Genomic DNA, 26,672 nt, shown 5'->3' on the forward strand with positions numbered 1-26,672 from the left:
CGCTCCCCCCCGGGCGTCGCGGCCGCCCCGCCGCGCGCGCGCGCGCCCCCCGCCCCCCCCCCGGCCCGCCCGGGGCGCCGAGAGAACGATCTGCTGTCATGCCGGTCACGCTAGGCGCGAGATTGACAACACTCCGTAACGACTCGACGGGGCGTCACTCCGACGGCCGCCACCGACCGTCCGGCGCTGCCCAACGGTCAGGGGCGGGGCGGCGTCAGTGGACCACGACCGGATCTGTTTGACCCTCACGTGGCGTGATGCTGCATTGTCGGTCGCGTGGAAGTGCACCTGACCGTGGGACGCGTGGCCGAGCTGGCAGGCGTGAGTGTCCGCACGCTGCATCACTACGACGAGATCGGCCTCGTGCACCCGTCGGCACGGACCGCGTCCGGGTACCGGGCCTACTCGCCCGACGACGTGGAGCGGTTGCGGGAGGTGCTCGCCTACCGGCGGCTGGGCTTCGGATTGCGCGAGGTCGCGGATCTGGTGGACGACCCGAACACCGACGCCGTCACGCACCTGCATCGGCTGCGCGGCCTGCTGGTGGAACAGCGCGACCGTGCCGCCGCGACGGTGACGGCCATCGACAGGGAACTGGAGGCACGGGCCATGGGGATCAGGACGACGCCGGAGGAACAGCTCAAAGTGTTCGGCGCGCGGCTGTACGAAGCCATCGGGTCCGCCTACCCCGCGACGCGGCGCACCGAGCCGCGGATCGCCGCGAGGATCTGGGAGGCGCTCGGGGACGCCCGGACGGTCTTGAACGTCGGGGCCGGCACCGGCTCCTACGAACCGCAGGACCGCGAGGTCACGGCGGTGGAACCGTCGGCGGTCATGCGGGCACAGCGTCCCGCGGGCGCGGCGCCGTGCGTGGCTGCCAGTGCGGAGCGCCTGCCGTTCGCCGACCAGTCCTTCGACGCCGCGATGGCGGTCAGCACCGTTCACCACTGGCCGGACCCGATCGCCGGGCTGCGCGAGCTCAAGCGGGTGGCCCGGCGCGTGGTGGTGTTCACGTACGACGCCAGCACGACCGGCTGGCTCCAGCGGTTCTGGCTCACCCGTGACTACCTGCCTGAATTCGCCGACCTTCTCGTCGGGTGGCCTTCGCTGGCCGACATGGCCCATGCGATCGGGGGCCGCGCGGAGCCGGTGCTCATCCCGTGGGACTGCGCCGACGGCTTCTTCGAGGCCCACTGGCGCCGCCCCGAGGCCTACCTGGACGAACACGTGCGCCGCGCGGTGTCCGTCTGGACCAGGGTCGGACCGCAGGCCGAGCAGCGAGCGGTGAACATGCTCCGGGACGACCTCTCCTCCGGCCGCTGGGCCGAATGCAACCGCGACCTCGTCGCCCTCGACGCGGCGGAGCTCGGCCTGCGCCTTCTCGTGGCCTGAACCATCGTGCACGAGAACGCCGCGAGCCGCTTCGGTGTGCGGACGGCTGCCAAGTACACGCGTTCCCGACGTCATTGACTTGTAGAGCGGTGGACGTGTCGACACGGACCGCGGAAGCGGCGGAGGCGGGGGCGGTACGATGCAGCCGCGCAGGGGTGTTCTGGCGTTACTGGACCGCCTCGACGGTCAGCCGCCTCGGCGACCAGGTGACGGCCGTGGCGCTGCCGCTGGTCGCCATGGTCACCCTGCACGCGTCGGCGATCCAGGTCGGTCTGATCACCGCCGCCACCCATGTCGCCTGGCTGCTGGACTGCCCGCCGGCGTCCTGGTCGTACCAGGTCACCGCCCAGGATGACGGCGCCGAAGGCGCATTCGAGGCTTTGGACGGTCTAGATGTGGCCGAGCCGATCGTGGCCACCCTGGTCGAACGCCCAGCGCATGCCACAGGATTAGCCACGCTTGCCATGGCCCCCACCTTGCCCTGCCCGCCGGCACGGCGACCAGGCGCCCTCCGCTTCCGCTTCGCAGGAATCCACCGGAGGAGCACCTCCAGCGGACCAGTCCAGACGGGCGCCTGCTGGACGGGCGTTGGGTGCGGCCGGAATTCCCGCCCACTGTCTTGCCGCTGCCATCGTCACGAGATGTCGAGCCGCATCGCATCCCCAGCACCGCCGCGCGGCCCACCTACCTTCCTTGGCCGGCCCGGTGAACCGCGATCAGCTCGCGATACCAGGCATATGAGGCCTTCGGGGTGCGGCGCTGGGTCTCGAAGTCGACGTGGACCAGGCCGAAGCGCTGGTGGTAGCCCTCGGCCCGTCGAACGAACTGTCATTGTATAAATCGGTCGATCATCGCTGCTGGGATAAGAGTGCTTCTAGCGGTGACGCTCGCGAAGGCCTATCCGGCCAGGCACGCCCGGTTCCAGTTCGGTGCTTCACCCGGCGCCTTGATCAAGCCGTCGTGCGCGTGGATGGCCCTGGTACGCAAGGACCTCCACCACCTTGTACACGGCGTCCTCGACGGCCTCGTGCTCCCACACTCTCAGAGGGTGCCAGCCAAGCCGGAGGAGGGTGGCATCGGTGTCCCTGTCACGACGCGTGTTGTCGTCAAGCTTCCGCCACCACCACTCGGCATTGTGCTTCGGCGCGTGCCGGTGTTCGGGACAGGCGTGCCAGAAGCAACCCTGTACGAACACTGCCGTTCGCCAGCGCACGAACGTGATGTCCGCCCTCCTGCGCCGCATCGTGGGAAGGGGAAGGTTCACCCGGTACCGGAAGCCCATCTTGTGCAGCGCCCGCCGGAGGGCGAGTTCGGGAGCCGTGTCCACGCTGCGCTGCGCCCGCATCACCCGACGGACGTTGGCATCCCTCGGCGGCGGAACGTCCGTCCGATTGCCCCTGTCTCCCATGCACCGATCAACCTCGGTCGAGGTGCAGTGGTCACCCTCTCGGAGACGGCAATGACATCGATCGGCGCGCCGTACCTCAACAACGGCCTCCGAGCCAGCCCCGGAGCTCAGTCCAGTGGCAGGGCAGCCAAGCGGAGCTGTTCCTCCTCCACGATCCGAACCGCCAATGAGTGCTCCGAAACGTCAACGGCTTCCGGTGTCGACTCCGCCACGTCGCTGCGACGCGCGTACTCGTCGAAGAGGTGCTCCTTCACCCGGAGGATCTCCAGCATCCGCTGGTCGACACTGTCGACGGCGAGCAACCGGTGCACCTGGACCCGCCGGACCTGCCCCATGCGTTGCGACCGACCCACGGCCTGACTCTCCATGGTGGGCTTCACCTGCGGCTCGCAGAGGATGACGACCGAAGCCGCCTGGATGTTCAGCCCCACACCTCCGGCCTGGATCTGGCTCAGCAGCACAGCGTGGCCGGGCTCCGCGGCGAACCGGTCCACCACATCCTGGCGCCGCACCGCCGGGACGCTGCCGTCGATCGGACCGAACGCCGCCTCGCCGAGTGATTCCCGGACCACGGCCAACACGTCGCGGAAGTACGAGAACACGACGACCTTCCGTCCGTTGTCGGCCGCCTCCCCGACGATCTCCCGCAGTCGCTGCAACTTCGCCGACCGCTCAGGGGCCGCGTAGGCGGCACGGCGCATGGCCATGAAGTTGCCGGCGGCGACCGCAGCCCGGTACGCCGCGAAGTCCGTCGGCGTGAACTCCTCCCACTCGTCTACGTGAACGACATCGGGGAGCTCGGTGAGGACGTCCTGCTGGTTCCGGCGGAGGTAGGCCGGAGCCACCGCCTTCCGGAACGCCTTCGGACCGGCCACGGCCGAGCCGTTGTCGATCCGGGGCAGCAGTTCGGGCTGGAGGTAGTGCACCAGGTTGCGGAACTCCTCGACCCGATTCTCCATCGGAGTACCGGTGAGGAAGAGCACTCTCTCGACACGGTCGGTCCACGCGGCTACCGCCCGGGAGCGCTGCGCCTCGTGGTTCTTGACGTAATGGGCTTCGTCGACCACGACCATTCCCACAGCCTGCTCAGGAGGGACCTCCAACTGACGGAGGCCGTCGAAGGTCACCACGGCGACGCCACCGTTACGGAGCCACTCGGCACGTGCCACTTCCCGCTCCTGGCCGTGGAACCGGTATGCGCACAGGGCGCTCCGGGACTCGATCTCCCGGGTCCAGTTGATGAGGACGCTCGCCGGACAGACGACGAGGAAGTGCGTGCTCCCCCGCGTCCGGAGGTGTGCCATCGCGGCGATCGCCTGAACCGTCTTCCCCAGGCCCATCTCGTCACCGATGATCACCCGCTTCTGCCTGAGCGCGAAGCGGGCTCCGAACGCCTGGTAGCCGCGGAGCGAGACCTTGCACTGCGAGTCGTTCAGCGGCTCGGCCCGGACACGGTCGGACAGTTCCCCGGGCAGGAATCCCTCGGAGGCGCTGACCTCCTCCGGAGCGAGTCCGGCAATCTCGCCGAGAGCGCCGTAGAACTCGGCCGAACGGTGCTCGAAGTCCGTCCACGCCTCGATCTCGGAGGCCGGCGGCCGTAGTAGGTCCACGGAAGCCTGGGCGAAGAGCACCAGTATCGCCTGCACCTCCAACTCCGCTAGCAGAGCGGTGAGCTGCTCAACGGCCGCGAGGGCCTCCTGCTTGCGCTGCCGTCCGGCAAACAGGCCGCGAATGGTTCCTCGCGCCGGTTGAGCAGCGGCAATGAGGACAGCAACCTCACCAACGACGCGCTGCGCGATCTCGCTGGCGCGAGCCGCCTCGGGCCCCGCGACGACAAGCCGCTGGAGCGCGATGACCAGCGCAGTGCTCATTGCGTCCCGGTGATCGACGTCGATCCGGACCGCCACGGTCTGTTCGGCCGCCTCGACGATCCGGCGGGCCGCAGCAACGGTCTGGGCGGCCGTCTGTGCACCGATTCCCGGGATCAGCTGGAGCGAGTACGCCGAGGTGTCCGCGATCTGCTGCACGGTCCTGAATCCCGCGGCCTCCAAGGCGCCGACCCGGAGGCGCCCACCGGTCACGTCCTTGAGCCGGGCCACGGGGATGTATCCCAGTTCATCGCGAACAAGCCGCTCCCTCAGCGCAGCAGCGGCCTGGATCACCCCTGCAACGGCACTCCGGTGGTCCTCAGTAACCGCGAGAGCGGCCGCGTGGAGTCGCGCGGCATCCGCGAGCACGGCCTTGGGCTTGCGAACGGTCCGCTGCTTGTCCCCCACGCACAGCTCCCTGTCTCGACTCAAGTACCCGTTGCTGTCTCCGGAGCTCCACATGATTCCACCCCAGGCTCAAGGCGACCCAGCGCGCCGGGGGAGGGGGCGCGCGCCCCGCGCATTCGCTGAACACCTTCTTGCGTCCGTGCGCCCGATTCGTTCACGTCAATCGCCACCCCTTTTCCGCCAAAGGACGAATCCACGGGCATAGTCCTGACTACGCTCGTCACTCCGCGTGCGAATCGACACGCAGGCTGTGGCGAGGGGGAGTCGTGGAAGAGCACCAGGAAGCGCAACACCGGATCGAGTTCCTGGACAGCGACCCGCTGCGCGCACGGCGGGAGGCCCGCGAGCTGACCACAGCGCTCTCGGCTCGCGAGATCGAGGCGACTCTCCTCCTTCCCCGCACCCTGACCGCAGCCGCCACCGACAAGGGATCCGATGTCGCGGAGTTGGTCGGCGTACTGATCTCCGGAGGCTCTCTCGTCGTCTCGATCGTGCAGACTTGGCTCACCCGGGTACCCAACCGCACGATCAGCATCACGCGGCGTTCGGACGGCGCGACGCTCACGGTCTCGGGCAAGCAGGCGCGCGAGGACGCGCTCCTCCTGGAGCGATTCCTCTCCGAAGGCCCGGAAGGTCCGGAGGAACGGGACGGCTCCGCCGAGTCCGAAGGCTGAGCCCGCCCGTGGACAACGACCGCTACGCACTCCTCCTCGGGGTCTCGACCTACGAGAGCGACACCTACCACGACCTCCCCTCCGTCCGGGCCGATCTGCACTACATGCGGGCCGTGTTGGAGAGCACGGAGATCGGGATGTACAACGAATGCGCCGTGGTAGCCGAGCCCACTCGTGCCGAAATGCTGCGCGCCCTTGAGGACTTCCTGGCCGAACGACAGCAGAGCGAAACGGCGTTGGTGTATTTCAGCGGCCACGGGGAGTTCTGTGAGGAGGACAACCAGCTCTACTTCCTGACCCGCGACTCCGACCGCTCCGACCTCCCGGGAACCGCAGTCTCCGCCGAATTCCTGGAGCGGACCCTGCAGGAGTGCCGGGCCGCCTCGAAGATCGTGCTGCTGGACTGCTGCTCCAGCGGCTCCGTGGTTCAGGGGTGGACCGCCAAGGGCGCCGAGCCGGACCACTCCCCCACCGGAGCGGAGCAGCCGTCCTCGGATACTGCCCGCAGCACCCTCCTGCACCCGACCGGGGTGTACTTCATCACCGCCTCGGACGCCCTTCAGGCCGCTTCGGCCATGGCACCTCCTGGCTCGATGCTCGGGACGTCCCGCTTCACGGGTGAAATCGTCGAAGGACTGCGCAACGGACGCATCAAGGAGAGTGGGTGGATCAGCCCGGACGACCTCTTCACCTATCTCACCCAACAGATGACGCGCAACGGCGTGCCCGAGGAGCAACGCCCCACCAAGTCCACGATCCGCGCCACCCGGAACCTCCCGTTCGCCCGCTCGGTGGCTCGGCCGGTCTTCCTGCCGCCCGCACCCGGGCTGGGTCCGCAGGGAGATGTACCGTCGTCCTCCCTGCTCAAGGCGCGGGTCCGGGCGACAACCGAAGAGAGTGCCGGTATCGAATGGCAGCGGCTCATCGGCTACTACGTCGGTTGCATCGCCGCCGAAACGGCCTCGGACATGCTGCCCCAGCGTGAGGGCGGCGAGGGGAGCAACTACTTCCTGCTCGGATCCGGTCCGGAGCTGATCCAGAGCGGCCTGGAGCGCTCGTTCCGCGCGCCCCGGATCCCGAATCGCAACGACGGCCGGGAGAACGAGTTCTGGTACGGGTATCCGGCGATCTCCCTGCCCACCGAGAATGGCGCCAACCGCGGCCGGCTGTCCGTGCGCGTGGCTCCCCTTCTGCTCCAGCAGATGGAGCTCACCCCGGACGAGGAGGGTCGATCGACGCTCCGGCCGAGCGGTGTGCCGTCCTTGCACAGCGGGCTCCTCGCACAGCTCATGACCGTGGACGAAGTCGCGGAACTCGTTGCTCGCTGGCAGCCCACCTGGCAGGAGGGCAACGGGGCCCAGATGCTCCGGGCCATCCGCGAGCTGCTGACGGAACTCGGGCTGCCGGAGCTCGAGCCCTTGGACGTCTCGGCACTGAGTCGGGAAGGCGTTGTCACCGCGCTTCGACCCGGTGCCCACAACACCGCCATGTTGCTGGTGACGTCGGGCTCCACCCAGATGACCCAGGGGCTCGTGGAGAATCTGGACTACATGGCCGCCCACCCGCAATTGATCTCCGGTACGGCTCTGGAGGCCCTGCTGTCAGGTCAGGGCCACGGCTCCACGACCAGCGGACCCGTCACAGTGGTGGCCTCCGGCCCGTGCAACGAGAGCCAGGAGGCGGTGATCCGCTCAGCCATGGGGAACACCGTCACCGTTGCGACCGGTCCGCCGGGCACTGGGAAGAGCGAGGTGGTGAGAGCACTTGTCGAGACGTGTGTCCAGGCAGGACAGTCGGTTCTCGTGGCCTCGACGAACAATGAGGCCGTCGACGTTGTCGCGCGTCGTTGCGAGGACATCGCGCCCGGCCTGTTGATCCGCACCGGGAACTCCAAGGCGCTGCAGGAGGAGGCCACGAAGCTGGAGCGAATCCTCCGCGAAACCCTCCGGACGCCCGAACGGAGTTCTGCCACCGTCGCGGGCGAACTTCGGATAACCGCTGCCCAACTCAACGATCGGCGTCGGGCCATGGGTCGACAGGTACTCAAGGAGCTCCAGCTAACGGAGCTCCATCGCCTGCGCGAGTCCCACGCGAGGACGCTCGATGTGCCCGGCAGCCTCCTCTCGGCAGCGTGGGCGAACGAGGACGAGGCTCTCCGACGATGGGAGGTCCGGGCGCGCAGAGCCCTTCGGGCCCGGTGGGTGGCTCCCGGCTGGCGCCGGTCACGCGCAACGGCCGCTTTCGTGACGGCTGCTACTGCGGGCACGGGCTCGCCGTGGCCGAGCTCCGTGCCCGGAGGTCTCGAAACCCTGACCCAGCTGGCTGACTTCGCTTTGACCGAAACCGAGTTGAGGGGTCTTCTGGCCGAACTGGATGCTGTGGACGACCAGGCCACGGCAGCGGGGTTGCCGACCCTCTCCGGCCGGCTCTCCGCGCTCTCCCTCGAAGTTTCGCAGTCCAAGTCCTCGGAAGTCCTTCGGGCGGCGAGGGAAGCGATGAACGAGCGGCTCCAGGCACTTCGCCAACGGAGGTCCTTCCGGAAGAGTCAGACGCGACTGCTGAGGCACATCAAGGGTTGGGCCATCAGCACACACTCGGTGCGCCAGTTGGAGCAGTCGCCGAAGCTCTTCGACCTCGTCATCATCGACGAGGCCAGCCAGTGTTCCGTCCCGTCGGTCCTCCCCCTGCTGTTCCGTGCGAAGCGGGCGCTGATCATCGGCGATCCGATGCAGCTCGGGCACATCGCCTCGATCTCGCCCCAGCAGGAGAAGGCTGCCAGGGAGCGGGCCGGCCTCAGCGCCGCCTGGCTGGAGGAGCACCAGCTCTCCTACCGGACTCATTCGTCTTACGACGCCGCCCGGTCGGGTGCGTCGTCGGCCCTGCTACTCGATGAGCACTACCGCTGTCACCCCGAGATCGCGGACGTGGTGAACGGCTACTGCTATGCGGGGCGGCTGAAGGTACTCACTGATGTTCGGGATCAGGTGCCGCCGGTGGACCTGACGGGGGGTCCCGGCCCTGGAGCCGTACTGTCCTGGGTCGACGTACCCGCCGGGGGGTGCACCCGGGGCGGGCACGGTAGCTCCTGGTGCAACACCCTGGAAACGTCGGCCGTCGAACGGGTGGTGTCCGAGCTGTTGAGCCGCCTGCCTGCCCATTCAAAAATCGGCGTCGTGACACCCTTCCGGGCCCAGAAGGAACTCCTGGAGCGGAGACTGCCCGACGACCGCGTCCTGGTCGGAACGGTGCACGCCTTCCAAGGGGGCGAGCGCGACGTCATGGTGCTCACCCTTGTCGCCACCGACAACGCGCCGCAGAACACGATCCATTGGGTGGCGAGTCAGATGAACCTCTGGAACGTTGCCGTCACCCGCGCCAAGTCCCAGCTGATCACGGTCGGCCACCGCGCGTTCTGGCAGCAGCACGCCGGGCTGCCGGCCGAGCTGGCGAGCCGATCGGTTCCGATCGACCTCGACCGGACCACACGGCCGACTCCGCTCAATCACGTGCCTGTTCTCCCGACCACGATGTCCGCGGCGCGCACCGACCTGGCCGACCGAATCCACGCTCACCTCGCCGACCACGGTATCCACGCTGTCGAGCGCTCGACTCTCGTCGGGGGGACGACCGTCGACTTCGTGGTCACGACACGCGACCCGGTCTCGGGGGACGACGAGAACGTCGTGCTGGTCATCGATGAGGGCCCGCGGGACGATGAGGGGCCGGGACGCCACCTGCGGCTCGCACAGGCTCGCTGCGATCTTCTCGTGGGCCTGCCTTCAGGCGGAGTCGGAGCCAAATCGGCACCGGTCGCTCGAAGCATCCGCATCCCGGCATGGCGCATCCTGGCCGGAACCGGTGTACCAGGTCTCACCAGTTGAGCCATTGCACAGGAGGCCTTCGAAGTCCACTTCCTTGAGGTGGAGTTGAAGCGAAGGAGGTCGGAGCACCGACCGAACGCCGTTGCCCGATGAGTGTCGGTCCAGTCCGTACACTGGAGTCACGAGTACGTAGTCGAGTGTTTCCGCCGATTCGAAGGCGAGGCCATGTCCGACTCCTCCGTCCCGCGCTCCCGTTCCCGTGGATCCTCCCGACGCCGGAGGTCCCGTTTCATCGACCAAGCTCGTTTCACCCAACCGGAGTTGCTTGCGGAACGGCTGCTCGTCCACGTGGACACCACGCGAGTGGGGTGGGTGCGAGAGCAGCTCAACACCGGCCGAAGCGGGCTCGTGATCAGTGGGCCGAAGGCCCTCAGGAAGGCACTGGACCTACGGGAGGAGGGCTACGAGGACGTGCTCCTCGCCGACCCGGCGTTCTACGAGGTCGGCATCGCGACGGCAGACCTGCCCTACCTGCAACGGACCGGTGAGTTCCCCACCACCGACCCGCTCGGTCAGGCGGTCCAGGAGCAGTTCGCCGTCGGCGCGACGGCGGCGCTCACGCCAACCGGGTACCTCCGAACCGGGGACACGGCCGCTGTGCGGGCTGCTGTGCGCGATGTGGCCGTGCGCGAGGATCCTCGAATCGTGCTCGCGCTACCGATCGACGTCGGCTGGCTGCAGATCGACTTGGTCGACAGTCTCATCGATGAACTGAGCACAGCACCGGGATCCAAGGCCATCATGCTCGGCGGCCAGTTGGACCCGCTGGCGAGCTTCCCCGACGCTCTCACCGGCCTGACCCGGGTCCTGGCCCAGGTACCGGGCACCGCCCTGCTGCGGGCCGATCTCGCGGCGTTCGGCGCGCTCGCCAGGGGCGCGGCATTCGCCGGCTACGGGCTTTCGGGGCGCCTCCGGCACGTCGTGCCGCCCGGCGAGCCGACGAAAAGCTCGGGGTTCGCCGATTCCCCGTCCGTTCTGTTCCCCGAGTTGATGGCCCTCTTCCTCGGAAAGACCCTCGCACGCCACTTCGCCGCGACGCACGCACCCGTTTGTGAGTGCACGGCCTGCGGACAACGGCCGCTGGACAGCTTCCCGAGCAATCGTGACGCCAAAGCAGCAGCCCAGCACAACACATCCGTATTGTTGTCCTGGCAGCAGACGTTGCAGACCCTGGCACCCGGGCCCGACCGCCAACGGTGGTGGCAGGAACGCTGCCGTACCGCCGTGAACCTCTATCCGCTCGTCAACGCCGCTATCCAGCAACCGAACGGATTCAGGGTCCAGCCGCAACTGCTGCGGTGGTCCCTCCTCAATGCGCCGACACCTTCGACACCGACAGGCGCAGGAGCGGACTGAGAGGGCGGGTGGTTCAACCAAGTCGTCCGTACAGCTCCTCGACGAAGTGCCAGGCCGCTGCGGTGTGCCGCAGCGGCCTGTACGCCTCGGGTTGCAGGGCCATCCGGATCCCATCCTGCTCATGGACGAAGACGCCGATGCCGTAGAAAGCGGCCTCCGTCAAGACCTCGTCCAGCCCCGCGCACGGGATCCGGCGGAGCAGCACGGCTCGGCGGCAGACCGGTGCGAATCGGCCTGCACGCTCAAGACCCTGCCGCCAGTCGGTGGCTGACACAACCGCGAGGTCAACGGCGAGCGGCCGGACCGCTCGACGTGTCACCAGCTCCGTGTTCGACTCGACCGCTCCGTGAGGGAAACGACGAACCTCTACTCGCTGCGGGAGCGAGCCCACCGGAACGGGAAGGTCGACCGGAAGGTCCAGCAGGCACTCCAACACCGCGATGCTGTCCAACCGCTCGGCACCAACCGCTTCCCGCCTGCGATGCTCACGTTCATCAATCCGGTACAGCAGGAGGGCACGGGTTCCCAGGACCGAGAGTGTGATCCCTTCACTCTCCGAGGACACCTGCGAAAGGGCCGCCTCGCGGACAGAGCGCCAAACCGCAGGATTCGCCACACTTGCCATGGACCCCACCTTGCCGTACGGCGCGGCACCCCGGCCAGGCGCCCCTCCGCACCAGGCTTCCAGGATTGCACGGGCGGATCTCGTACCCTCAGGGCAGCACGGGGCCGGGTGGCCATGTCGGGCCAGGGCAAGGAGCCTCCTGACGCCGGGATCCTTCCGACTGGACACGCGAGGTGAGGTCCTGACCGCCTTCCCTGCGCAACCGGCCTGCAGCTGAACCGCTGGAGGCGGGCCCCAGACTCGTCGAACACCCTGTCTTCTGCCTGAGGCCGGGGCTCAGCTGCGGCGGGCCGCACCATCCAGATGGCCTCTCGGCTGCTGCCAAGCGGCCATCCAATCCGCAGCGCCTTAAGGCCAACTACCGTGAACGAGCGGCCCGGTGGGCGACGATCAGGTCGCGATACCAGGCATATGAGGCCTTCGGGGTGCGGCGCTGGGTCTCGAAGTCGACATAGACCAGGCCGAATCTCTGACTGAACCCCTCAGGCCGTCGAACAGACTGTCACTTTACGGCCCGGTGCGCGAAACCCGATTGCCGAGACGCCACCCGAGAGTGGGATCACCGACGTCCTGGGAGGCCCGGGTCAGGCAGAGACGCGGGTCAGGCAGAGGCGCGCTCCAGCAGGCCGCCGCGCTTCCCGGGTGCGAAGACGAGCTGCCAGCCGACCGCGGTCGCCAGTGCCCAGATCAGCCATCCGACGCCGAGATGCCGTGCGAAGACGCCGAGCGCCGACAGCAGGAGCAGGCAGGGCAGTGCCCAGCCGAGGACGTCTTGCCACCGTGCACCGGAGACCACGGAGGACACCACGCTGACGCCGAAGTACACCATGAGGCCCGCGCAGAGCAACCACCGGACGCCGCTCCCCGCAGGGTCGTGCGGATGCGCGATGGCCAGGCCCAGGCCGGCGGCGACGGAGGCGAGCGCGCCGGTCGTCAGGCAGTGCAGGGACAGGGCCAACCGCACCGGAAGATCGCGCCGGCCGGTCTTCGGGATCCCACCGAAGCCGTAGAGCAGCGACATGCTCCACAGGCCGGACAGCAGGGCGAACGAACCCACCGCCGCGCCGGCCAGGTGCACATCCCAGGAGGTGTCGGCGGCGACCGAGGTGATCTGGATGACCCCCTCGCCGAGCACGATGATGACGTAGAGGCTCAGCCGCTCCATCAGGTGCGGCACATCTGCGTAGGCCGCCTCGATCACCGGCAGCCGCCCGCGGTCGCCGTTCCTCCTCACGAGGCGCCCCGCCCACTCCTGCGCGCCCCGCAGCATGCGGCTGCCGGCGTCCACGAGTATGGCCAGCAGGTCGAACCCGATTCCCAGGGCCCACAGCCAGTAGCGCGCCGGAGCATCCACCCACAGCGACACGATCCACGGCAGGACACCGAGACCCATCTGGGCCACCGGCCAGTCCATCACCACCCGCCCGCGCCGCCAGAACCGGCTGGACAGCCAGCGCAGGAAGACGTATGCGGCGACGAACGCGAGGTGGTGCCTCGTACCGCGGATCCCGGGGACGGCCGCGACCATGACGGCGAGGCCGAGCATCGCCAGCAGGAGACCGGGCGTCCGGGCGCGGTCACCCTCGACGTTCCCGTAGACGGTGAAGCAGACCCAGGCGATCCAGAAGGCGAGGTACAGCAGGACGTACAGGGCGAGATCGGCGGCCGTCGGGCCCTCGTGCAGGAGGTGTGACAACTGCAGCACGCCCGCGACGACGACGAGGTCGAAGAAGAGCTCGGTCCAGGAGGCATGCCGCTCGGCGCCGCCCGCCGACTCGGCGGTGTTCATGAATGTCATGAGGTGATCATCGGTCATGCTCCGATCGGTGATCTCCTGCAGGCTCCGGGCGGTGGCGTCAGCACCCTCCAACGCAGTCCGATCCGACAACCGCTCACCCACCGGCGACTTCACCTGTCCGGGACGTGGCACAACCCGATCAACGACTTCACCGCACCGAAGTGGCCGGTACTGCCTCCAACTGGGCCGGGCCTCAGGTGTGGTTCGCGGGTCCGTGGTCGGGGCAGTCGGTCAGTGCGTTAGCGGTCAGCGCGAGGTGCTGCGTGAGTAGTTCTGCGGCGGTGTCGGCGTCGCGCGCCAGCGTTGTCTCCTCCAGTCGGCGGTGTTCGGCGATGCCGTCCCGGCCCGGGGCACGGTGCGCCGACCAGCGGCGGGCCAGCTCGCTCGCGGTCCACATCCGGTCGAAGGCCTCCAGCAGGACGGCGTTGCCGCAGCCTTCGAGCAGGGTGCGGTGGAAGGCGCGGTGGGCTTCGGCCCATTCGGCGCTGTAGTACTCGCCCTCCCCTTCCGCGTACGCAGGGGTGCGGGCCAGCCGGTGGTGGGTGGCCCGCACGCGGGCCTCCCAGTCGACGTCGCCGCGTTCGATGGACATGCGCAGCATGATCGGTTCGATGGTGCGTCGGGCTTCCGCGATCTCCTGCCAGCGGCGGTCGGAGAAGGCCGGGACGGCGAAGCCGCGGTTGGGGAGACGGTCGGCGAGGCCCTCGCCGACCACCCGTAGCAGCGCCTCGCGCACGACGGCCAGGCTCACGCCCTGTTCCTTGGCGAGTTCCTGCGGCTTGAGGGCATCGCCGGGGACGTACTGTCCGCGCATGATCGCGTCGCGCAGGCGTGTGTAGACCTGCTCGGAGAGCATCGGCTTCCCCGAGGCGGCCGCGGTGTGGGTCGTCATGCCACCATCATAGACGATCTGGAAGATAATCGATTATTACTGCTATGGTCGATTCGAAGTCGTCATCGGCATGCGGCATCGCCACCGCTGCGCGCCGGACGGCACTCGGGCGGGCCCCTTCGCGGCCGCCCGCAACACGCTCTGAAAAGGAACGATGCAATGAGCACCAACAACCCCTTCGCCCGCCTCCCGGAGACGGCATCCTTCACCGTCACCAGCACGACCGTCACCGACGGCGCCGCATGGCCGGTCGAGCAGTACTCCGGCCTCTCCGGCATCCCGGGAGGGAAGGACGTCTCTCCGCAGCTGTCCTGGAGCGGCGCCCCGGAAGGCACCCGGAGCTACGCCGTCACCGTCTACGACCCCGACGCGCCCACCGGCTCCGGGTTCTGGCACTGGGCGGTCGCCGACATCCCCGCCACCGTCACCGAGCTGCTTGAGGGTGCTGGCGACGACACCGGCTCCAGCCTGCCCGAGGGCGCGTTCCAGCTGCCCAACGACGCCCGCATGGCCCGCTTCATCGGCGCCGCCCCGCCGGCCGGCCACGGCCCGCACCGCTACTTCATCGTGGTGCACGCCCTCGACGTCGACACCATCGGCGTCCCCACCGACGCCACCCCCGCCGTCCTCGGCTTCACCATGGCCGGCCACATCCTCGGCCGCGCAGTCCTGACCGCCACCGCCGAAACCCCCGCCTGACCAGCACCATGTCGCAACTCATCGACACCACGGAGATGTACCTGCGCACCATCCTGGAACTTGAGGAGGAAGGCGTGGTCCCCATGCGTGCCCGCATCGCCGAGCAACTGCACCAGAGCGGACCCACCGTCAGCCAGACCGTCGCCCGGATGGAGCGCGACGAGCTGCTGCACGTCGCCCGCGACCGGCACCTGGAACTGACCGACCGGGGCCGCCGACTGGCCACACGTGTCATGCGCAAGCACCGCCTCGCCGAGTGCCTGCTCGTCGACGTGATCGGCCTGGAATGGGAACAGGCCCACACCGAAGCCTGCCGCTGGGAACACGTGATGAGCGAAGCCGTCGAACGCCGCGTCCTGCACCTGCTGCAACACCCGACCACATCCCCCTACGGCAACCCGATCCCGGGCCTGGAGGAGCTCGACAAGAAGAACACAACGGACCCGTCCCTCGGGGAGGAATTGAAGGGATTGATCAGCCTCAACGACTTCCGGCGGGCCCCGGACGGCGCGAGCGCGGTCGTACACCGCATCGGAGAGCCGATCCAGGCCGATCTCCGGCTGATGCACGCCCTGCGCCGCGCCGGGGTGCAGCCCGGCGCCGTCGTGCAGGTGACACCGTCGCCCGACGGTGTCACGGTCGCCAACGCACAAGGGGCCGCGGAACTTCCCGCACGGGCGGCCGCGCATGTCTTCGTGACCGCGCACTGAGCAGCCGTCACATGCCGCTCATCATCGTGGCCGGGGTGTCCGCGTTTTGCGGGCCGTTGGGCGTGCTCGGGCTCGCTGCGGCTTCGTCGAGCGCGGCTCGGCGGGCGGTGGCGTCCTCGCTCATCCGGCGGCGCAGCTCCCGATAGGTGTGGTGGTCGGTGAGCGAGGACCGGGCCGGCCGCGTGGTGGGCCGGCCGCCGGGGCCCTGGCCGGGCTGCACCACGGGGCGGCGCCGACGCGGACGTCGACGGCCGTCACGGTGCCGGGCCGCAGCTGCTCGAAGGCGGCGAGGATGTGGCGGGCCCGGTGGCGGAGTGGGCGGCCGGCGAGCACGCGCAGGCGGAGGGTGGTCGGCGCTCGCCGACCGGCCGTGGCCCAGCCGGCGAGTCGAGAGCAGAAGGCTCAGCGGGCCAGCAGGTCCCGGATCGCGGCCGCGATCTCGTCGGGTGCCTCTTCGGCCATGAAGTGCCCGGCTCGGGTCAGCCGGTGGTCCAGATCCGGCGCCCATGCCTTCCACACCCCGACAGCGTCGTAGCCGAGCTGCGCACCCCAGTCCTGCTGGACGACCGCCACGGGCATGGCCAGCTGCGACCCGGCGTCCAGGTCCGCCTGGTCGTGCGTGACGTCGATGTCCGCCGAGGCCCGATAGTCCGCGACGATCGACGTCACCGCCGCGGCGCTCGCGCGCAGGTATTCGGCACGCACCTCTTCGGGCATGGTGGTCGGGTCGTTGGCCCAGGCGTCGAGGAACGAGCCGAAGAACGCGTCCGCACTGCCTGCGATCATCGCCTCCGGCAGGCCCGGCGGCTGCGCCATCAGGAAAAGGTGGTAACCGACCGACGCCGAGGCGCCGTGCAGGACGTTCCACATGTCGAGCGTCGGCACGATGTCGAGAATGCCCAGGTGCGTGATGGTCTCAGGGTGGTCCAACCCCGCCCGGAAGGCGACCAGGGCTCCCCGGTCGTGGCCGACGAGGGCGAAGCGCTCGTGCCCGAGCGCCGCCGCCAGGGTCACGACGTCGGCGGCCATGGTGCGCTTGGCGTACACATCAGGGTCAGTGGCCGCCGGCTTGTCGCTGGCGCCGTAGCCCCGCAGGTCGGGACAGATCACCGTGTGCTCGTCGGCGAGACGCTCGGCGACGTGCCGCCACATCAGGTGGGTCTGGGGAAAACCGTGCAACAGCACGACCGGGCTGCCGCTGCCGCCGACAGCGGCAGCCAGCTCCACACCGTCCGCGCCGGGCAGGCGGATGTGATCGAAGCCGGGAATGGTGAGCGTCATGAGGGAGCATCCTTGCGGGTCGGGGACTTGACCGGATCAGCTTGGGCGACAGCGATCAGCAGCCGATCAGTACGGTTGGGCGCAGCCGGCCCCTGGCCCGGAGGATAGGAGCATGCGAATCGACGTGCTCGGTGCGGTGCGGGCCCTCCACGACGACGGCAGCCCGGTTGACCTGGGCGGACCCCGCCATCGTGAGGTACTCGCCCGGCTCGTCGCCGCCGAGGGACGGATGGTCACCACCGACACCTTCGTCAATGACCTGTGGACCGATCCACCTGCCCGCGCCGTGGGCGCGCTGCGCACCTTCGTCGCCGCGCTGCGCCGCGCCCTCGAACCCGACCGACCGCCCCGCGATCCGCCGCGCGTCATCGTCACCGAAGGTCCCGGCTACGCGCTGCGCCTGCCGCGCGAGGACGTGGACGTCCATCGGTTCCAGGACGCCCTGGCCCGAGCCCGCCGCACCCCCGAGGCGGTGACCGACCTCGGCGCGGCACTCGCGGCCTGGCGCGGACCCGCCTACGCCGATGTGACCGGCTCCCCATGGGCGCAGCGCGAGCAGACCCGGCTGGAGGAGCTCAGGTTGGACGGGGTGGAAGTGCGCGCCCGCATCCTCCTCGACTCCGGGGAAGGGGCAGATCTCGTCGCCGAACTGGGTGCCCATGTCGCCGAACACCCGTGGCGCGAGTCGGCCTGGGAGCTGGTTGCCCGCGCGCTGTACCGCGCGGGCCGCCGGGCCGACGCGCTGGCCGCTCTCCGCCGCGCCCGCGCGATGCTCGTCGGCCGACTCGGACTCGACCCCGGTGGCGACCTGCAGCGCCTGGAGAGGGACATCCTCACCGGGTCCGCGCGCCCGGAAGGAGCACGTACCGCGTGGACCGGCCCTGGTGTCCGGCTCGGCCCGCGCACCACCGTGGATCTGGCCCGCACCCTCGCACTGGCGGGTGGCGACGCCCTCGTCCACTCGCGGCGCGACCGCCTCGCCGCCGTCCGGGCGGCGGAACGCACGGGCGACCTCTCCCTGACCGCCCGCATCATCGGCGCCTACGACGTGCCCGCCATCTGGAGCCGGGCCGATGACCCGGAGCAGTCCCGCGCCGTCGTCGCTGCTGCCGAGCGCACGCTCGCCGGGCTCGGACCAGGCGGCCCCGCCGACCTGCGCGCCCGCCTCCTGGCCACGGTCGCCGTCGAGAGCCGCAGCGCCGATCTGTCCGGGACCGAGCTGAAGCACGCGCGGCAGGCGGCGCGTCAGGCAGAGGCGCTGGCACGGGACCTGGCCGATCCAGCCCTGCTGGCCTTCGCCCTCAACGGGGTGTTCCTGCAGTCCTTCAGCGGCCCCGGGCTCGCGGCGGCACGGGACAGGATCGGCGCCGAGATCCTCGACCTGTCCACCCGGCACGAGCTGCCGAACTTCGCCGTACTCGGCCGACTCGTCCGCCTGCAATCCGCCTCGGCCCTCGGCGACCTCGACGCCGCGACCTCGCACGCCGATGCAGCCGACCGGCTCGCCGCCGCCACCGAGGCGCCCCTCGTCCCCGTCCTCACCGGGTGGTTCAGGGCCCGGGCCACGGCCGCCCGCAGCGCCGAACCCGGCGGACCGACCGCCGCCACGGCAGCAGCGCACTACCGCGCCGCCGAGGACACCCTCCGGACGGCCGGAATGCCGGGGCTGCACCGCGGCCTCTTCCCGCTCGCCCTGCTGGGACTGCGCCTGCTGCACGACCGGCCCGCGCCCACCGACCCGCACCTCGACTGGGGCCCGTACGGGCCCTGGACGCGACCCCTCGTGCTGCTCGCCCAGAACCGGGGCGAGCAGGCCCGTACCGCCCTCGCCGCGGTGCCCGAACCACCGCGTGACCACATGCAGGAGGCCATGTGGTGCCTGACCGCCCGTGCCGCCGTACGCCTCGGCGAGCGCGGAATCGCCGCCCGCGCTGCGGCTGCCCTGCGTGATGCCCGTGCAGAACACGCGGGCGCCGCCAGCGGATTGCTGACCCTGGGCCCGGTGGCGCGGTACCTGGCAGAAGCGGAGGCATGCGCCGGAGCGGGGTGAGCGACCGCCGTCCGCGAGCCCCGGGCCCGTCCGCGCTCACCTCACGGCCCGCGGGATCAGGTCGCCATGACGTTCAGGGGCGTCTGTGGCCGACACCAGGCAGTCGCGACGGCTCGGCGCCACGCGTGGTGATCCACCTGCTCACCCTCGTACCCCCGCTCCGTAATGGCTTGAGGTGATCGTGCCGGAGGACCGCGGCCCGGGCCGCCGGCCCGATTCACTTGATGCGGGCCCGTCTGCGATCGGTGTGCCGGTGCGGTCGCCGGTGCCCGGGAGGTCCTTGGCGGGCCGGCCTGCGGGTGCGCTCACCGGGCATCGACCGGGTGAGGACGCCGAGTGTGAGCAGGGCGAGCGCCGGCAGCACGGCGACGATGATTCCCATCGGCAAGGCGTCGGTGGCGCCACCCGCGCCGGCCAGCGGAGCAAGTGCCGCTCCGAACATGAACTGGCTGAAGCCGAGCAGGGCGGCGGCCGACCCGGCGTGTCCGCCGTGGTCGGCCAGGGCCTGGGCCGCGGCGTTCGGCATGACCAGGCCCACGCTGGAGACCAGGACGAACAGGCCGATCAGGAGCACGGGCAGGGGCGCCCGTGTCAGCACCGCGCCCAGGACCGTGGTGCCACCGGCTGTCGCGCCCAGCAGACCGGCGAGCAGCAGCACGCGGGCGCCGGCCCGGGCCACCAGCCGGCCGCTGATCCGGGCGGCCGCGACGAGTCCGGCGGCGTTGGCGGCGAACACGGCGCTGTACTGCTGCGGTGACAGGCCGTGGATTTCCTGCAGGACGAACGGCGAGCCGGAGATGTAGGCGAACATCGCCGCGAAGACCAGGCCGTTGGCCAGGACGTACCCGGTGAAGACCCGGTCGCCGAGCAGTTGCCCGATGACAGCCGGCAGCGGCTGGCGTGACGCGGAGGGGCGGGTCTGCGGCAGTCCTGCGGCGGAGGCCGCCAGCATCACGGCGCCGAGTACGGCCAGGGCCACGAAGATTCCGGGCCAGGCCGTGACGCGCAGTAGCTGGCCGCCGAGGACCGGCGCGAGCACCGGCGCCAGGCCGGTGATCAAGGTCAGTGTGGAGAAGAGACGTGCGGTGCGGGTTCCGGAGGTGCGGTCGCGGACCATGGCGTTGGCGATGACGATGCCGAACGCCCCGCCGATGCCCTGGACCAGGCGTAGGCCGACGAAGGTCGGGACGTCGGGCGCCACCGCGCAGAACGCGCTGGCGATCGTGTAGAGGGCGAGGCCCGCCAGCAACGGACGCCGCCGGCCGTAGGTGTCGCTCAGCGGCCCGGCGATCAGCTGCCCGACGGCCAGCCCGGCCAGGCAGGCGGTGATGGTGAGCTGGGTGGCCGCGGCGCCGGCGCGCAGGTCGCCGGCGAGGTCCGGCAGTCCGGGCAGGTAGCCGTCGATGGACAGTGGTCCCAGGGCCACGAGCGCTGCGAGCAGGACGATGAATCGGGTGTGCGGGCCGGCGGCGTCGTTGCTCATGGCTCAGTACGCCACGGTGATGCGGCGGCGGATCGCGGTGCCGCTCTCGATCGTGTCGGCCAAGGCGATCGCGTAGTCGGCGTACGAGATGCGGCTGTTGCCGTCGTCGTCGGTGAGCAGGGTGTCCCCGGCGCTGCGGTAGGCCCCGGTCCGCTCGCCCGCTGCGATGACCGCGGCGGGCGACACGTACGTCCAGTCGAGGTCGTGCACGCCGCGGTAGAGGTCGAGCGCTTCGGACTGGGCCTCGGCGTTGGCCTTCCACAGCGCGGGGAAGTCCGGGTCGTCCATGACCCGGGCGCCGGTCGGCGTGCGCAGGCTGCCGGCACCGCCGATGGTGACCAGGCGGGTGACGCCGGCTCGGCGGAGTCCGTCGATCAGCGCACGGGCGGCACCGACGATCGTGGCGCGGTCGTCCTCCTGGCCGATCCGGGGGCCGACGGCCGACAGTACGGCGTCGTGGGAGGCGGCGAGGCCGGCGACCGCGGCGGCGTCCGTGACGTCACCGGTGGTCACGGTCAGGGCCTTGTGCTCGAGTCCGTCGACGTGGCCGGCTCGGGTGACCGCGGTGACGGTGTGGCCGCGACGCAGGAGTTCCTCGGTGGTGGGCCGGCCGATGTTGCCGCCGGCACCGAACAGGACGATCTTCATGTGTTGCTCCTTGTTTCTGATGGTCTCTGATGTTTTCTGATGGTCAAAGGACGGGCCGGCCGTCGGCGATGATGGCCGCGGTGATGCCGCGCTCGTCGGCGGCGTGCTGGAAGCGCTGCTCGATGTCGGGTTGTTCGGTGTAGAACGGCGGGTTGTGGAACAGGCCGTAGTGCATGGCGCAGACGGTGCCGGCGCCGAGCGCGACGGCGGCCTCGACGCCCTGCTCGGGGGTCATGGTCGCCGGGACGTTGGCCGCGTAGCCCTCGAAGTGGGCGATGACGCCGTTGACCGGGACGAACGCGACGTCGAACGGGCCGTGGTCGCGGGCGATCTGCCACCAGCTGCCGTGCCACTGGGTGTCGCCGCAGTGGATGATCCGCCGGCCGGCGCCTTCGACGACCCAGGCGACCTGGTCGCAGTCGTTGCCGCGCCAGTCCAGCGAGGTCACCGGGGTGACGGTCAGCTCTCCGATGCGGCGTGACCGGCCCAGGTCCTGGGCAACGGGGGTGATGCCCGCCTCGTGCAGCGCCGCCGCGCTCGGGGTGTGGCAGCCGATCGTGCCGGTGGCCGCGATCCGGGCGATCAGGTCGTGGTCGTAGTGGTCGGGGTGCAGGTGGGTGATGAGGGCGTGGGTGCCGGGCGGGGTGTCGACCGGGTCGACCGGCCGGTGCGGCGGCCCCATCACCGGCGCCAGCGGAGCGACGTTCTCAAGCGGGTCGATCAGCAGGCGGGTGTCGCCGAGACGGATCTCGACGCCGGCCCAGGCCAGCCGACGCACGGAAAGGGTGGTGGTCATGGGCAGCGACGCTAGACCGCCGTTGTTGAGAAAGTCAACAAGAGAGTTCTGAATCTCAACGCCGCAAGGTAGGGTGGTGGCATGCGCACCTACGGGCAGTACTGCGGCATCGCGAAAGCACTGGACACCATCGGCGACCGGTGGACCCTGCTGATCGTCCGTGAACTGCTCGCCCTGGGTCCGTGCCGGCACACCGACCTGCGCAACGGGCTGCCCGGGATCGCCAGTAATCTGCTGGTCGACCGGCTCCGCGAACTGGAGGAAGCCGGCCTGATCCACCGCAAGGCCGCCCCGCCGCCGGTGGCCACCACCCTGTTCTCCCTCACCGAGCGTGGCCGCGCGCTGGAGCCGGTGCTGCAGGAACTGAGCCGATGGGGAATTCCGCTGTTGCGCGAGCCGGCCGGCAGCGACACCTTCCGCACCCACTGGCTGGACATGCCCGCCCGGGCACTGACCGACCACCGTCCCGACCAGCCGGCAATCGCCCTGCAACTGCACGCCGACGGCAACGAAGACCTGGTCATCGAAGTCAAGGACGGCTCGGTGCACACCCACGCCGGCCGGGTCGACCACCCCACCGCGTCCCTGACCGGACCGCCGCACCTGCTGGCCGCGACCCTGCTCGGCGACCTCGATCTGAGCGCCGCCGTACAGCAAGGCCTGCAGCTCAGCGGCAATCGCGAGGCAGTACTGCGCATCCTGCCCCGCTGAACGACCGGCCGCGCGCGAGACTGCGACCTCAAGCCCTACCGAGTCTGCGCCGGTCTCGAAAACGGTCCTCTGTCGTGCGCAACGGGCTGCTGGGACCGGCTGCCGTGGCCGCGGCGATCACTACCACGGTCTGGCTCGGGCCGTGGCCAACGGAACCACAGCATCATGTCGCCGTGACCCGCGAGGGGCAGATGGTCCCGCACGCATGGGGGACCGAAATTCCCGTGGTACTGACCGGTCTGAATCCCGGTCGGACCTACCGTGTGCTGACCGCCCACGCCGCTGGGAATCGCGCCCTGGGCGGCGGCGTGCGCATCCCCGAGGGTGAGACCGTGCACATGAGGATCACGACGGCCGTACCACGCCAGGCCGTAGCGGTGGTGCTCGTGGAGGACGAGAGCGGCCGGGAGATGGCGCGGATGTCCGTTTCCCCGACTGCCCGATGACCCCAGCAGCGGACCGTGCCGGACTCCCGGAGAGGTCTGCGCTGTGCTTCCCCTCGTAACGTAGAGCTCTGACCCGATGTGGAGTTGAGGGCGGGTAAGCGACGTGGCGACGACGCCGAGTTCCGTGAGGGGGCGGTGTGGATCGTGCTGGAGACTGCACGACTTGTCCCCGGGCCGGACGGGCACGCCTCGCCCCGGTGGCCGGAACCCGTGGCGGCGGTTTCAGTTCCGCGCGCGGCATATCGGTCCAACACCCCTGAGCCTGCGCGGCCCGCCCCCAAGCCGGCCGTACCTGTACGGCTCACAGCCTCAGCGTCGGTGCCGGGCCTGATGGGCCGCGATCAGGTCGCGGTACCACGCGTACGACGCCTTCGGCGTGCGCACCTGCGTCTCGAAGTCCACGTGCACGAGCCCGAAGCGCTGCTCGTACCCCTCGGCCCATTCGAAGTTGTCGAGGAGGGACCAGGTGTAGTAGCCGCGGACGTCGACGCCTTCGGCGATGGCGGTGGCGAGGGCGTCGAGGTGGGTGGCGAGGTAGTCGATGCGCAGCTGGTCGGGGGCGGCGGACTCGTCGACGGAGCAGCCGTTTTCGGTGATGGTGATGGGCGGGAGGGCGATGCCGTACAACTCCTGCAATCCGACGAGGAGTCGGCGGAGGCCGTCGGGGACGACGGGCCAGCCGAAGGCGGTGTGGGGGACGTCGGGGATGTCGACGAGGTCGAAGGGCAGGCTCGGGTCGGTGGGGGCGGCGATGCGGGTGGGGTTGTAGTAGTTGACGCCGAGGGCGTCGAGGCCGGGGGCGTGGATGAGGTCGGTGTCGCCGGGGTGGATCGCGCCGAAGATGTCGTCGGGGACCCCGAGGGCGGAGAGGTCGGGGTAGCGTCCGAGGAGGACGGGGTCGGTGAACAGGCGGTTGTGGAGGGCGTCGTATGCCGCGGCGGCAGTCAGGTCGGCGGGGTTCGGGGTGGCCGGTTCGACGGGGGTGAGGTTGTTGGAGAGCATCACCTCCAGGCCGCGCTCGTGGAGCAGCGAGGCGGCCAGACCGTGGCCGAGGAGTTGGTGGTGGGCCGCGGGGAGGGCCTCGAACATGAGGGCGCGGCCGGGGGCGTGGATGCCCATCGCGTAGCCGAAGACGGTGTGGACGAAGGGCTCGTTGAGGGTGATCCACGTCGAAATGCGGTCGCCGAGCCGGTCGGCCGTGGCGGCGGCGTAGTCGGCGAAGCGGTACGCGGTGTCGCGGTTGAGCCAGCCGCCTTCGTCCTCCAGGGCCTGCGGGAGGTCCCAGTGGAAGAGGGTGGGCAGCGGGGTGATCCCCGCCTCCAGCAGGGCGTCGACCAGACGGTCGTAGAAGTCGAGGCCTGCGGGGTTCACGGGGCCGCTGCCGACGGGCTGGATCCGCGACCAGGCGATGGAGAAGCGGTAGCCGTCGAGCCCGAGGCCCTTCATCAGGGCGATGTCCTCGGGGTAGCGGTGGTAGTGGTCGCAGGCGACCGCCCCCGTGTGCCCGTCTCGAATGACTCCGGGGCGGGTGACGAAGGTGTCCCAGACGGACGGGCCGCGGCCGTCCTCCTCCGCCGCCCCCTCGATCTGGTAGGCGGCGGTGGCGACACCCCAGCGGAACCCCGCCGGCAGGTCATGGCGGTCCGGCATGGCGGCCTCCTGACAGTAACGTGAGGAATGCTCATGTTACTGACGTCACGCTGAAACACCAGAGGAGGCGGGACACCAGCGGGACGGCCGACGTCGGCGACGCCGGCGACGGCGGATCCGCACCGCCGGCCCCTCGGTCAGCCTCCGACACCGACATCCGCGAAGGGCGCCGGACTCAGGCCGAGCGGGCCTCCGAAGGGCGAGTTCAAGGCGTAGACGAGGACGACCATGAAGGCGATGAGGCTGGTGAACCCCATGGCCAGCACCAGGTGGGTGCCGGTGCGCTCGATCCCGAAGAGGAACATCAGTCCCAGGGTGAGTGCGCCGCCGGCGAGCAGGCCGAACCACATGACCCCCGACATGCCCCGATTCCCGGCCGCCTCACGGCCGTGACGCGCCTGGTAGGCCACCGAGATCTGCCCGAACGCCAGCTGGTCCACCTGCTGTTGCGCGTTGGTGGTGGGCTCGAAGGACGTCCAGGCGTTCTGCACGTCGTGAAGGAGCGTCCAGCCGCGCGTGCCCAGCGGCTTGCGCTGCTCCATCAGCGGCCACTCCTCGTTCCGGACATACGCGGCGTAGGTGTCCGCCGCCGCGCGGGCCCGCTGAGCAGCGGCGGGTGGAAGCCCGTCGGCGAGCAGGAACGTCTGGTGCACTGCCCCCGCCTCGGCGCTGATGTTGGCATCGGCGTCGTCCTTGGCCTCCCACACCGTGACCAGCGCAAGGCCCAGCACCAGGGCGTACAGCACGCCGACCATCATCGTCAGGTACTCGGCGGTGTCGTCGCGCGCCTCTCCCGCCGGCGCCGACCGCCTGGCCCTACGGCCGTTGAACAGGACAGCGCCCCCGGCGACGGCGACGAATCCGACGACGATGCCGATCACGGCGATCACGTGTTCCATGGCGCCCCTGCACTCGGGTCGGATCGGCGGCGCGCCCTCCGGCGACGCCACGCGATGGCTGCGGCGGCGATCGCGGGAACGAACAGGACCAGGAAGATCAGGACGAACCTGTGCAGCACCGGGAGCGTGCCCTGGCCGAAACGACCGGGACGCAGAAGAGGTGACGGCACGTTGTTCCCCCCGGCACGTGCTCCCGGGGAACCGGAGGGTGTCGCGGACGCGGTACCGGGACCACTCGGCGAGCCCCCCACGGGCTTGCGCCCGCTGCCCGGCACCCCGGCACCGCCGACACCACCGGCGCCGGCTGCCCCGGCTGCCCCGGCTGCTGGCGCACCGGATGCGGGAGCCCTGGTCGCGGCTGCGCCGGGTGCAGGCGCGCCGGGTGCGGGTGCGCTGGGTGCGGGCACACCAGCGACGGGCGCACCGCCCGCAGGAGCGCCGGCTCCGCCCACCGGTGCCCCGGGCACGGGAGCCCCAGGCACGGGAGCCCCGGCTACGGGAACGTTGGCTACGGGAGCACCGGCCGCGGGTCCGGCTACTGGTACACCTCCCACGGAAACACCAGCTGCAGGAACCCCTGCCCCGCCCGCAGGAGCCGCAGGCGCGGGAGCCCCGGCTACGGGAACCCCACCCCCGGGTGCACCGGCCGCAGGAGCACCGGGTGCGGCAGGCCCTCCCCCGACTGCGGGAACCCCAGGAGCAGGAGCCCCGGCGGCCGGAGCCTCTGGGGCGCGAGCGCCCGGGGCGGGGGCCCCGCCTGCCGGCGCTCCCGGCATCCCTGCCCCGCCGGAAGGAAGCCCAGGCACGGAAGCGCCTGCCCCAGGTGGCACTCCGGGCACCCCGGCTCCACCCGAAGGAACCCCGGGTACGGGCCCGCCGGGTGCAGGCACCGCAGGTACGGGCACCCCAGGCACAGGCACCCCAGGTACGGGCGCCCCGGGCACGGGCACCCCAGGCACAGGCACCCCAGGCACAGGCACCCCAGGTACGGGCGCCC

22 protein-coding genes and 2 pseudogenes are annotated in these 26,672 nt (G+C 70.3%); 9 read left to right on the top strand and 15 right to left on the bottom strand.

What is annotated here, in order from left to right:
- Positions 1–303: 303 nt before the first annotated feature.
- Positions 304–1,392 carry a methyltransferase domain-containing protein gene (locus ACFV0O_RS18270; RefSeq protein WP_380342603.1) on the top strand — a complete coding sequence of 363 codons (1,089 nt, stop codon included), beginning with the start codon at positions 304–306 and terminating at the stop codon, positions 1,390–1,392.
- Between the two features lie 166 nt (positions 1,393–1,558).
- Here ACFV0O_RS18270 and ACFV0O_RS18275 read toward each other — a convergent pair whose 3' ends face one another.
- The 4 genes and pseudogenes from ACFV0O_RS18275 to ACFV0O_RS18290 all read right to left on the bottom strand — a co-directional run bounded on the left by ACFV0O_RS18275 (position 1,559) and on the right by ACFV0O_RS18290 (position 5,130).
- Positions 1,559–1,735, bottom strand: a complete 177-nt coding sequence (locus tag ACFV0O_RS18275; RefSeq protein WP_380342606.1) for a hypothetical protein — start codon at positions 1,733–1,735, stop codon at positions 1,559–1,561.
- Between the two features lie 341 nt (positions 1,736–2,076).
- Positions 2,077–2,205 (bottom strand): annotated as a pseudogene (locus ACFV0O_RS18280) (family 1 glycosylhydrolase); the annotation flags it as partial.
- A gap of 121 nt (positions 2,206–2,326) precedes the next feature.
- On the bottom strand, positions 2,327–2,800 hold the full coding sequence (locus ACFV0O_RS18285; RefSeq protein WP_380342608.1) for a very short patch repair endonuclease: 474 nt from the start codon (positions 2,798–2,800) through the stop codon (positions 2,327–2,329).
- Between the two features lie 107 nt (positions 2,801–2,907).
- Entirely contained in the window at positions 2,908–5,130 is a 2,223-nt protein-coding gene (locus tag ACFV0O_RS18290) for a DEAD/DEAH box helicase (RefSeq protein WP_380342611.1), read from the bottom strand.
- Positions 5,131–5,342: 212 nt separating this feature from the next.
- Between ACFV0O_RS18290 and ACFV0O_RS18295 the strand changes: the two genes are divergently transcribed.
- From ACFV0O_RS18295 to ACFV0O_RS18305, 3 genes are all read left to right on the top strand, one after another.
- Positions 5,343–5,750, top strand: coding sequence for a hypothetical protein (locus ACFV0O_RS18295; protein WP_380342614.1), 408 nt, complete (start codon positions 5,343–5,345; stop codon positions 5,748–5,750).
- 8 nt (positions 5,751–5,758) lie between these two features.
- A complete protein-coding gene (locus ACFV0O_RS18300; protein WP_380342617.1) occupies positions 5,759–9,631 on the top strand; it encodes an AAA domain-containing protein in 3,873 nt (1,290 codons plus the stop codon).
- A 312-nt stretch (positions 9,632–9,943) separates the two neighbouring features.
- On the top strand, positions 9,944–10,987 hold the full coding sequence (locus tag ACFV0O_RS18305; RefSeq protein ID WP_380342619.1) for a hypothetical protein: 1,044 nt from the start codon (positions 9,944–9,946) through the stop codon (positions 10,985–10,987).
- A 13-nt stretch (positions 10,988–11,000) separates the two neighbouring features.
- Here ACFV0O_RS18305 and ACFV0O_RS18310 read toward each other — a convergent pair whose 3' ends face one another.
- From ACFV0O_RS18310 to ACFV0O_RS18325, 4 genes and pseudogenes are all read right to left on the bottom strand, one after another.
- Positions 11,001–11,612 carry a hypothetical protein gene (locus ACFV0O_RS18310; RefSeq protein ID WP_380342621.1) on the bottom strand — a complete coding sequence of 204 codons (612 nt, stop codon included), beginning with the start codon at positions 11,610–11,612 and terminating at the stop codon, positions 11,001–11,003.
- A 358-nt stretch (positions 11,613–11,970) separates the two neighbouring features.
- A pseudogene (locus ACFV0O_RS18315) lies at positions 11,971–12,096 on the bottom strand (family 1 glycosylhydrolase); the annotation flags it as partial.
- A 117-nt stretch (positions 12,097–12,213) separates the two neighbouring features.
- Positions 12,214–13,410 (bottom strand): low temperature requirement protein A, encoded by a 1,197-nt coding sequence (locus tag ACFV0O_RS18320; RefSeq protein WP_380342624.1) that lies wholly within the window; start codon positions 13,408–13,410, stop codon positions 12,214–12,216.
- A gap of 193 nt (positions 13,411–13,603) precedes the next feature.
- Positions 13,604–14,302: a GntR family transcriptional regulator gene (locus tag ACFV0O_RS18325; protein ID WP_375942939.1), complete on the bottom strand. Its 699-nt coding sequence runs from the start codon at positions 14,300–14,302 to the stop codon at positions 13,604–13,606.
- A 159-nt stretch (positions 14,303–14,461) separates the two neighbouring features.
- Here ACFV0O_RS18325 and ACFV0O_RS18330 point away from each other — a divergent pair, with 159 nt between their 5' ends.
- Positions 14,462–15,001 carry a YbhB/YbcL family Raf kinase inhibitor-like protein gene (locus ACFV0O_RS18330; RefSeq protein WP_380342627.1) on the top strand — a complete coding sequence of 180 codons (540 nt, stop codon included), beginning with the start codon at positions 14,462–14,464 and terminating at the stop codon, positions 14,999–15,001.
- A gap of 8 nt (positions 15,002–15,009) precedes the next feature.
- On the top strand, positions 15,010–15,711 hold the full coding sequence (locus tag ACFV0O_RS18335; protein WP_380342630.1) for a metal-dependent transcriptional regulator: 702 nt from the start codon (positions 15,010–15,012) through the stop codon (positions 15,709–15,711).
- Between the two features lie 7 nt (positions 15,712–15,718).
- Here the strand turns inward: ACFV0O_RS18335 and ACFV0O_RS18340 are convergent, their stop codons facing one another.
- Together ACFV0O_RS18340 and ACFV0O_RS18345 are read right to left on the bottom strand one after the other, a co-directional pair.
- On the bottom strand, positions 15,719–15,934 hold the full coding sequence (locus ACFV0O_RS18340) for a hypothetical protein (RefSeq protein WP_375942945.1): 216 nt from the start codon (positions 15,932–15,934) through the stop codon (positions 15,719–15,721).
- A 179-nt stretch (positions 15,935–16,113) separates the two neighbouring features.
- On the bottom strand, positions 16,114–16,992 hold the full coding sequence (locus ACFV0O_RS18345; RefSeq protein ID WP_375942947.1) for an alpha/beta fold hydrolase: 879 nt from the start codon (positions 16,990–16,992) through the stop codon (positions 16,114–16,116).
- A 112-nt stretch (positions 16,993–17,104) separates the two neighbouring features.
- On the opposite strand from ACFV0O_RS18345, the gene ACFV0O_RS18350 reads away from it, so the two are divergent.
- Positions 17,105–19,042, top strand: a complete 1,938-nt coding sequence (locus ACFV0O_RS18350) for a BTAD domain-containing putative transcriptional regulator (RefSeq protein WP_380342633.1) — start codon at positions 17,105–17,107, stop codon at positions 19,040–19,042.
- Positions 19,043–19,259: 217 nt separating this feature from the next.
- Here ACFV0O_RS18350 and ACFV0O_RS18355 read toward each other — a convergent pair whose 3' ends face one another.
- From ACFV0O_RS18355 to ACFV0O_RS18365, 3 genes are read right to left on the bottom strand one after another with little or no spacing between them, the layout of a single operon-like run.
- Positions 19,260–20,525 carry a multidrug effflux MFS transporter gene (locus tag ACFV0O_RS18355; RefSeq protein ID WP_380342636.1) on the bottom strand — a complete coding sequence of 422 codons (1,266 nt, stop codon included), beginning with the start codon at positions 20,523–20,525 and terminating at the stop codon, positions 19,260–19,262.
- A 3-nt stretch (positions 20,526–20,528) separates the two neighbouring features.
- Complete coding sequence (locus ACFV0O_RS18360) at positions 20,529–21,173, bottom strand: NAD(P)-dependent oxidoreductase (RefSeq protein ID WP_380342638.1); 645 nt, start codon at positions 21,171–21,173, stop codon at positions 20,529–20,531.
- Positions 21,174–21,216: 43 nt separating this feature from the next.
- Entirely contained in the window at positions 21,217–21,969 is a 753-nt protein-coding gene (locus ACFV0O_RS18365; protein WP_380342640.1) for an MBL fold metallo-hydrolase, read from the bottom strand.
- An 81-nt stretch (positions 21,970–22,050) separates the two neighbouring features.
- Between ACFV0O_RS18365 and ACFV0O_RS18370 the strand changes: the two genes are divergently transcribed.
- Positions 22,051–22,680 (top strand): winged helix-turn-helix transcriptional regulator, encoded by a 630-nt coding sequence (locus ACFV0O_RS18370; protein WP_380342642.1) that lies wholly within the window; start codon positions 22,051–22,053, stop codon positions 22,678–22,680.
- A 74-nt stretch (positions 22,681–22,754) separates the two neighbouring features.
- Positions 22,755–23,126 (top strand): hypothetical protein, encoded by a 372-nt coding sequence (locus tag ACFV0O_RS18375; protein WP_380342644.1) that lies wholly within the window; start codon positions 22,755–22,757, stop codon positions 23,124–23,126.
- A 309-nt stretch (positions 23,127–23,435) separates the two neighbouring features.
- On the opposite strand, the gene ACFV0O_RS18380 is transcribed toward ACFV0O_RS18375, so the two are convergent.
- Both ACFV0O_RS18380 and ACFV0O_RS18385 read right to left on the bottom strand, forming a co-directional pair.
- Complete coding sequence (locus tag ACFV0O_RS18380; protein WP_380342647.1) at positions 23,436–24,776, bottom strand: GH1 family beta-glucosidase; 1,341 nt, start codon at positions 24,774–24,776, stop codon at positions 23,436–23,438.
- A gap of 137 nt (positions 24,777–24,913) precedes the next feature.
- Positions 24,914–25,675: a hypothetical protein gene (locus tag ACFV0O_RS18385; RefSeq protein ID WP_380342650.1), complete on the bottom strand. Its 762-nt coding sequence runs from the start codon at positions 25,673–25,675 to the stop codon at positions 24,914–24,916.
- Between the last annotated feature and the right edge of the window lie 997 nt (positions 25,676–26,672).

The organism is Kitasatospora sp. NPDC059577, from assembly GCF_042735475.1.
In the GTDB taxonomy this organism is placed as follows: Bacteria; Actinomycetota; Actinomycetes; order Streptomycetales; family Streptomycetaceae; genus Kitasatospora.